5 protein-coding genes and 1 pseudogene are annotated in these 6701 nt (G+C 67.5%); all 6 read left to right on the top strand.

Features of this window, described 5'->3' with window-relative positions:
• Window positions 1–1306 (top strand): annotated as a pseudogene (locus AABN02_RS19240) (heme utilization protein); the annotation flags it as partial.
• Window positions 1307–1484: 178 nt separating this feature from the next.
• Window positions 1485–3428, top strand: coding sequence for a tetratricopeptide repeat protein (locus tag AABN02_RS19235; RefSeq protein WP_338416528.1), 1944 nt, complete (start codon window positions 1485–1487; stop codon window positions 3426–3428).
• 9 nt (window positions 3429–3437) lie between these two features.
• Window positions 3438–4229 carry a DUF5672 family protein gene (locus tag AABN02_RS19230; RefSeq protein WP_338416527.1) on the top strand — a complete coding sequence of 264 codons (792 nt, stop codon included), beginning with the start codon at window positions 3438–3440 and terminating at the stop codon, window positions 4227–4229.
• Between the two features lie 9 nt (window positions 4230–4238).
• Entirely contained in the window at window positions 4239–4721 is a 483-nt protein-coding gene (locus AABN02_RS19225; protein ID WP_310460694.1) for a class I SAM-dependent methyltransferase, read from the top strand.
• Between the two features lie 25 nt (window positions 4722–4746).
• Window positions 4747–5574: a class I SAM-dependent methyltransferase gene (locus tag AABN02_RS19220; RefSeq protein ID WP_338416526.1), complete on the top strand. Its 828-nt coding sequence runs from the start codon at window positions 4747–4749 to the stop codon at window positions 5572–5574.
• 79 nt (window positions 5575–5653) lie between these two features.
• Window positions 5654–6676 (top strand): UDP-glucuronic acid decarboxylase family protein, encoded by a 1023-nt coding sequence (locus AABN02_RS19215; RefSeq protein WP_338416525.1) that lies wholly within the window; start codon window positions 5654–5656, stop codon window positions 6674–6676.
• The last annotated feature ends 25 nt before the right edge of the window (window positions 6677–6701 follow it).

Here is a 6701-nt window from a genome sequence, read left to right as displayed (position 1 = left end):
CGCGCTCGGCACCGCCGCGGTCCGCGCGCTGGAGACGGCCGACATCGCCGCGCTGACCAGCGCGCAGGTGGCGGCCTTCACGACGACGCAGATCGCCGCCCTCGGCACGGCGCAGATCCTCGCACTCGAGACCCGTGACCTCGTGGCCCTGGGCACCGCGGCCATCCGGGCGCTGAACACCGCCGACATCGTGGCGCTGAACACGGCCCAGGTGGGCGCACTCACCAGCACGCAGATCGCGGCGCTGACGACGGCCCAGGTGGCGGCGCTGGAGACGGCCGACCTCCGCGTGCTGAGTGCCAACCAGATCCATGCACTGAACACGGCGGACATCCACGTGCTGTCCACGGCACAGATCGTCGGACTGGGCACCGTGCAGGTGGCGGCTCTCAGCACGGCGCACATCCAGGCGCTGACGACCGCGGACATCGTGGCCTTCAACACGGCACATGTCGCGGCCTTCACCACCGCACAGATCGTCGCGCTGACGACGGCGCAGGTGGTGGTGATGGAGACGCAGGACCTCCATGCGCTCAGCACCACCCAGGCGCTGGCGTTCGAGTCCGTGGACATCTCTGTCATGTCCAGCGCCCAGATCGACGCGCTCCCGCTGGTGACCCCGATCGTTCTGGATCTGGATGGCAACGGCATCCACACGCTGGCGGCATCGCACGGGGTGCATTTCGACCTGGCGGCTGCCGGGATCGCCCACCAGGTCGGTTGGGTGTCGGCGGGGGATGGCCTGCTGGTCCGGGACCTCAACGGCGATGGCCTGATCAACGATGGTCGTGAGCTGTTCGGCATGGCCACGCAGCTGGCGTCCGGGGAACGCGCAGCGGATGGCTACGTCGCACTGCGGGCACTCGACTCCAACCACGACGGCCAGTTGAGCGCGGCGGATGCCCACTTCAGTGAACTCAAGGTCTGGGTCGATGCCAACACGAACGGGGTGGCCGACACCGGCGAACTGAAGAGCCTGACGGAGCTGGGCATCGTGTCCATGGACCTGACGGCCCAGGCGGGCAGCCAGGGCGATCAGGGCAATGTCATCGCCAAGTCCTCCAGCTACGAAACAGCAGACGGACAGACCCACCAGATGGCCGATGTCTGGTTTGCCAAGGCGCCGTCCGACGCCGGCTCGGCGACTGTGGCGGATCTGCTGGTGGCAGCACCCGACACGCCGCTGGTCGACGCTGCGGCCGCGACTCCCACGGTCCATGCCGCGATGCCGGATGTCGATCTGATGGCTGCGCATGCCTCGGCCCAGGCACTGGAGGAGTTGATGCGCCAGCAGCCGATCCTCTGATCGGAGCCACCTTGTCCCACTGACGCATCGGTCCATCCGGACTTGATGCGTGGAAATGCGCCGGCCCAGTCCGGCGCTTTTCGTCATTTCAGGACGGGTGTTGCTGCCACCATCCGGGCACCGATTCCCAGTCGTTCCCGCGGATCCCCACGCGGGGGCGGCGCCTGCCCGAGCTGCAATGACCAAGGTGCCTACCGCCACATCCCGTGCATCCGCTGCGACCTCGACCCCGCAGGTGGACCGTTCGGTGCTGATCCGTGCGATCGAGTTGCAGAACCAGGGCCACATCGCGCCTGCAGAACAGCTGCTGCTCCACTACCTGACGCATGCGCCGACCGACGCGGTGGCGATCTACTCGCTGGCCGTGATCTGGTTGCGCATGCCGAGCCCGGCGCCGGCGCTCGACCTGCTGGAGCGGGCCGTGAAGGCCGGCACCGACTTCGCGCCGATTTGGTTTGCCCATGCCACGGTGCTGGTCAAGGTCGGCCGCCGCGAGGACGCCCTGCGGAGCTACCAGCGCGCGATCGACCTCAAGCCGGACTATGCGGACGCCATGATCAACAGCGGTGTGCTGCTGCGCGACCTGCAGCAGCACGTGGCCGCGCTGACACGCTTCCAGCAGGTGCTTGCACTGCAGCCGGACAACGTCCTCGCGCTGTCCAACGCGGCCACGCTGATGACCGAGTTCAAGCGTGGTGAAGACGCCGTGGCGCTGCTGCAGCGCCTGGTGCAACTGGCACCAGAGCATGACTATGCGCTGGGCATGCTGTGCCACGAACAGCTCCAGGGCTGTGACTGGCAGGGCTTCGAGGCCCTGTCGCAGCGGGTGATCGACGGCGTGCGGGCAGGGCAGCGCAGCAGCAAGTCGCTGGGCCTGATGGCGCTCTCGGACTCCGCCGAAGACCACCAGCGCTGTGCCCGCCTGTTCGCGCAGCAGCGGTACCCCGTCGCCGCCGCGCCGCTGTGGACCGGCGAGCGCTACCGCCACGACCGCATCCGGGTGGCCTATGTCTCGCCGGACCTGCGCGAGCACCCGGTCGGGCACCTGATGGCCGGCATCTTCGAGCGCCACGACCAGACCCGGTTCGAGACGACCGGCCTCTCGCTCGGCGTGGAAGATGGCAGCCGCCTGCGCGAGCGCATGACCCGCGCGTTCGACCATTTCGTGGATGCCCGGCAGATGACCGCGCTCCAGATCGCCACGCTGCTGCGCGAGCGGGAGATCGACATCGTGGTCGATCTGGCCGGCTACACCGCGGACTCTCGCTCGGAGATCTTCACCTGGCGCCCGGCGCCGGTGCAGGTCAACTTCCTCGGTTATCCCGGCACGATGGGCCTGTCCTGCATGGACTACATCCTGGCCGATCGCCACGTGATCCCGCCCGAACACTGGCGCTTCTACGACGAGCAGGTGGTCTACCTGCCGGACGCCTACCTGCCGCCGGCCTCCAACCTGCAGATCGCCGAAGCCACGCCGAGCCGCGCCGACTGCGGCCTGCCGCCGACTGGTGTCGTGTTCTGCTCCTTCAACCACGACTACAAGATCCTGCCGGCCGTGTTCGCCGTGTGGATGCGGCTGCTGCTGCAGGTGCCGGGCAGCGTGCTGTGGCTGATGTCGCGCAGCGAGCGCTCGCAGCGCAACCTGCGGGCGAGTGCGCAGGCGGCGGGCATCGATCCCGACCGGCTGGTGTTCGCACAGCGCGTGCCGCGGGTCGAGGACCACCTGGCCCGCTACCGCGTCGCCGACCTGTTCCTCGACACCCATCCCTACAACGCCCACAGCACCGCCGCCGACGCGCTGCTGGCCGGCTTGCCGGTGCTGACGTGTTCAGGCCAGTCCTTTCCGTCGCGGGTGGCCGGGAGCCTGCTGCACGCAGCGGGGTTGCCGGAACTGGTCACGCACACGGTGGCCGAGTACGAACAGCTCGCCCTGGCGTTGGCCCGTGATCCGGCCCGGCTCGCCGCCCTGAAGACCCGACTGGCGGAGCGGCAGCGCGACAGTGCCCTGTTCGACGTCGATGCCTTCACGCGGCACCTGGAGACGGCCTACATCGCGATGTGGCGCCAGTCCCAGTTGGGCGGCGCACGCGATGCGCTGAGCGCGCCGGCCGTGGCTGCCTGAGGTCCGGCCATGTCGCACACCATCGTCCTGGTGCCCATCTACCAGCCCGTGCTGTCGGCGCTGGAGCAGTTCTCGCTCGACCACTCGCTGCCGCTGCTGGCCGAGAAGGGACGCGAGGTGCTGTTTATCGGGCCGAAGGGGCTGGATCTGGGCTACTACGCCCGGCGCTATCCCGGCATCGGCTTTCACGGCTATGACCCGGCCTACTTCGGCTCGATCCGCGGCTACAACCTGCTGCTGCTCGACCCCGGTTTCTACGAACGCTACGCCGCGCACGAGTTCCTGCTGGTCCTGCAGACCGACGCGGTGCTGCTGCGCGACGATCTCGACCACTGGGCGCGACTGCCTTACGACTACGTGGGCGCACCCTGGCCGCAGGGCCTGCCGGTGAAGGTCCACCTCGACCGCTTCGAGGGCGGCAATGCCAAGACCGTGCGCGCGCTGGTTGGCAATGGCGGCCTGAGCCTGCGCCGGGTGCGGGCCTGCCAGGCGCTGCTGCGCGAGTTTCCGCAGGCGGCCGAGCATTTCCGCCAGACCGGCTCCAGCGAGGACCTGTACTTCGCCGTGATGGGCCTGCTGTCGGCCGAATTCGTGCTGCCCAACGAGCGGGTGGCCTCGCTGTTCGCCTGGGAGCTGGCGCCGGAGCACTACCACGCGATCAACGGCGTGCCGCCCATGGGTGGGCATGCCTGGTGGAAATACAACCCTGCGTTCTGGGCCGGCTTTTTCCGCATGCCGCCCCCGCTGCCCGAGATCCCTGCGGCCCGTGCGGCCCGTGCGACCGATTACGTCTCCCCTTGAGGACATCCGATGAGCAAATCCCTGGACCTGGGCTGCGGCCTGCAACCCAAGAACCCGTTCAATGCGCAGGAGGTCTACGGCGTCGATGTGCGCGACGACGCCGAGGCGCACATCGTCAAGGCCGATCTGGTGGTCGAGCCGATTCCGTTTCCGGACAACTCCTTCGAATATGTGACGGCGCATGACTTTCTCGAACACATTCCGCGCCTGATTTACGCGCCGCAGCGCCGCAATGCCTTTGTCGAGGTGATGAACGAGATTCACCGTGTGCTCAAACCCGGTGGCGTGTTCATGTCCTTCACGCCGGCATACCCCCATGCGGCGGTATTCCGCGATCCCACACACATCAATTTCATCACCGAAGAAACCTTTCCGCTGTATTTCGACAACCAGCTGCGCTGGGCCTCGGTCTACGGGTTCAAGGGCAGTTTCGAGATCGTCAGCCAGGAATGGCGCGGGCCGCATCTGCTGAGCCTGCTGCGCAAGGTCTGAATAGCCCACTACCAAGGAGACGAACATGAAGAACGACATTCTGGCGCTGGCCGCCCGGGGCGACGTGGCCACTGCGGCCCGTCTGGTGCGCGAAAGCCTGGCCACGGGGGGCGCGGAGCTGCGCGACATCCGCGTGCTGAGCGCCCACCTGCTGTTCCAGTCCACGCCCTGGGACGAGATCTCCGCGCTGCTGCCGCCGGACACCAACGGCGTCGTCACCTCGGGCCTGCTGAACTCGGTGCGCAAGGGCCGGCCGCTGAATGCGCAGGACGAGCCGATTCCCTGGTTCACCTACCCGGCGATCGACTTCCTGGACAGCGTGGTGCGGCCGGAATGGACGGTCTTCGAATGGGGATCCGGCAATTCGACGCTGTGGTGGGCCGCCCGCACGGCGCACGTCGTCTCGGTCGAGGACGACGCGGCCTGGTACGCCGAAGTGGTCAAGCAGGTCCGGCCAAACAGCGAGTCGCTGTTCAAGCAGGGCAGCGACTACTTCGACGCGATCCGCGCCTATCCGGAGGCCGCCTTCGACGTGATCGTGATCGACGGCTCCAGCCGCAACGACTGCGCCCGCGTCGCGCCGGACAAACTCAAGCCGGGCGGGATCATCGTCTTCGACAATGCCGATGGGTCGGAATTCGATGCTGGCCAGCAAACCCTGATTGACCAGGGCTTTTACCGCATCGATTTCTGGGGACCGATTCCGTCCTATCTCTACAAGAACTGCACCGCGGTGTTTTTCAAGGATCCGGCGTTGCTGCGCCGCAAGGCCGTGCCCTCGGTGCACCGCTCGTCGGTGGGAATCTCGTGCTTCCAGGCCATGAATCGCCGCGCCACGCCGCCGGAGATTTGAACGGCAAAACCCCCGCTGCTCGGACCGGCGGCGGGGCAGGGGCTGCGGCACCATGGGGCAACACGAACGGAACCGTCCCATGAGCATCCACGATCGAGTAGTCAGTCTGGTCACCGGTGGCGCCGGCTTTCTTGGCTCCCACCTGTGCGAGCAGTTGCTGTCCCGCGGCCACGAGGTGATCTGCGCCGACAATTTCTTCACCGGCACGCGCCGCAATGTCGAGCACCTGATCGGCCACCCGCGCTTCGAGCTGATGCGCCACGACGTGACCTTGCCCCTGTTCGCCGAGGTCGACGAGATCTACAACTTCGCCTGTCCTGCCTCGCCCGTGCATTACCAGCACGACCCGGTGCAGACGACCAAGACCAGCGTGCACGGCGCGATCAACATGCTCGGCCTGGCCAAGCGCGTGAAGGCGAAGATCCTGCAGGCGTCCACCAGCGAGGTCTACGGCGACCCGCAGGTCCACCCGCAGCGCGAGGACTACTGGGGCCACGTCAACCCGAACGGCATCCGCTCCTGCTACGACGAAGGCAAGCGCTGCGCCGAAACGCTCTTCTTCGACTACCACCGCCAGCACCAGCTGCGCATCAAGGTGCTGCGCATCTTCAACACCTACGGCCCGCGCATGCACCCCAACGACGGCCGCGTCGTCTCCAACTTCATCGTCCAGGCGCTGCAGGGCCAGCCGATCACGCTCTACGGCGAAGGGCTGCAGACACGTTCCTTCTGCTACGTGGACGACCTGATCGACGGCGCGCTGAGGCTCATGGGCACGCCGGACCAGGTGACCGGCCCGATCAACGTCGGCAACCCGGTCGAGGTGACGATCCGCGAACTGGCCCAGACCATCGTGCGCCTGACCGGCTCGGCCTCGCCGCTGGTGTTCCGCCCGCTGCCGCAGGACGACCCGATGCAGCGCTGCCCCGACATCACCAAGGCCCGCGAGACGCTGGGCTGGGCGCCGCGCGTGCAGCTGGAGCAGGGCCTGGCCCGCACCATCGACTACTTCGAGCGCCTGCTGACCAGCAGCACCGGCCCGCTGCCGCACGGGCTGCAGCCCTCGGCCACGCCGGCACCGTCCGTGGCCGTGGCGGCCTGATCCCTTCTTGATTTGCAGGTGAGCG

This window comes from uncultured Sphaerotilus sp. (assembly GCF_963924895.1).
GTDB lineage: Bacteria > Pseudomonadota > Gammaproteobacteria > Burkholderiales > Burkholderiaceae_C > Sphaerotilus.
Note: the sequence above shows the minus strand (reverse complement) of the source record. Positions and strands in the feature narration are given on the sequence as shown.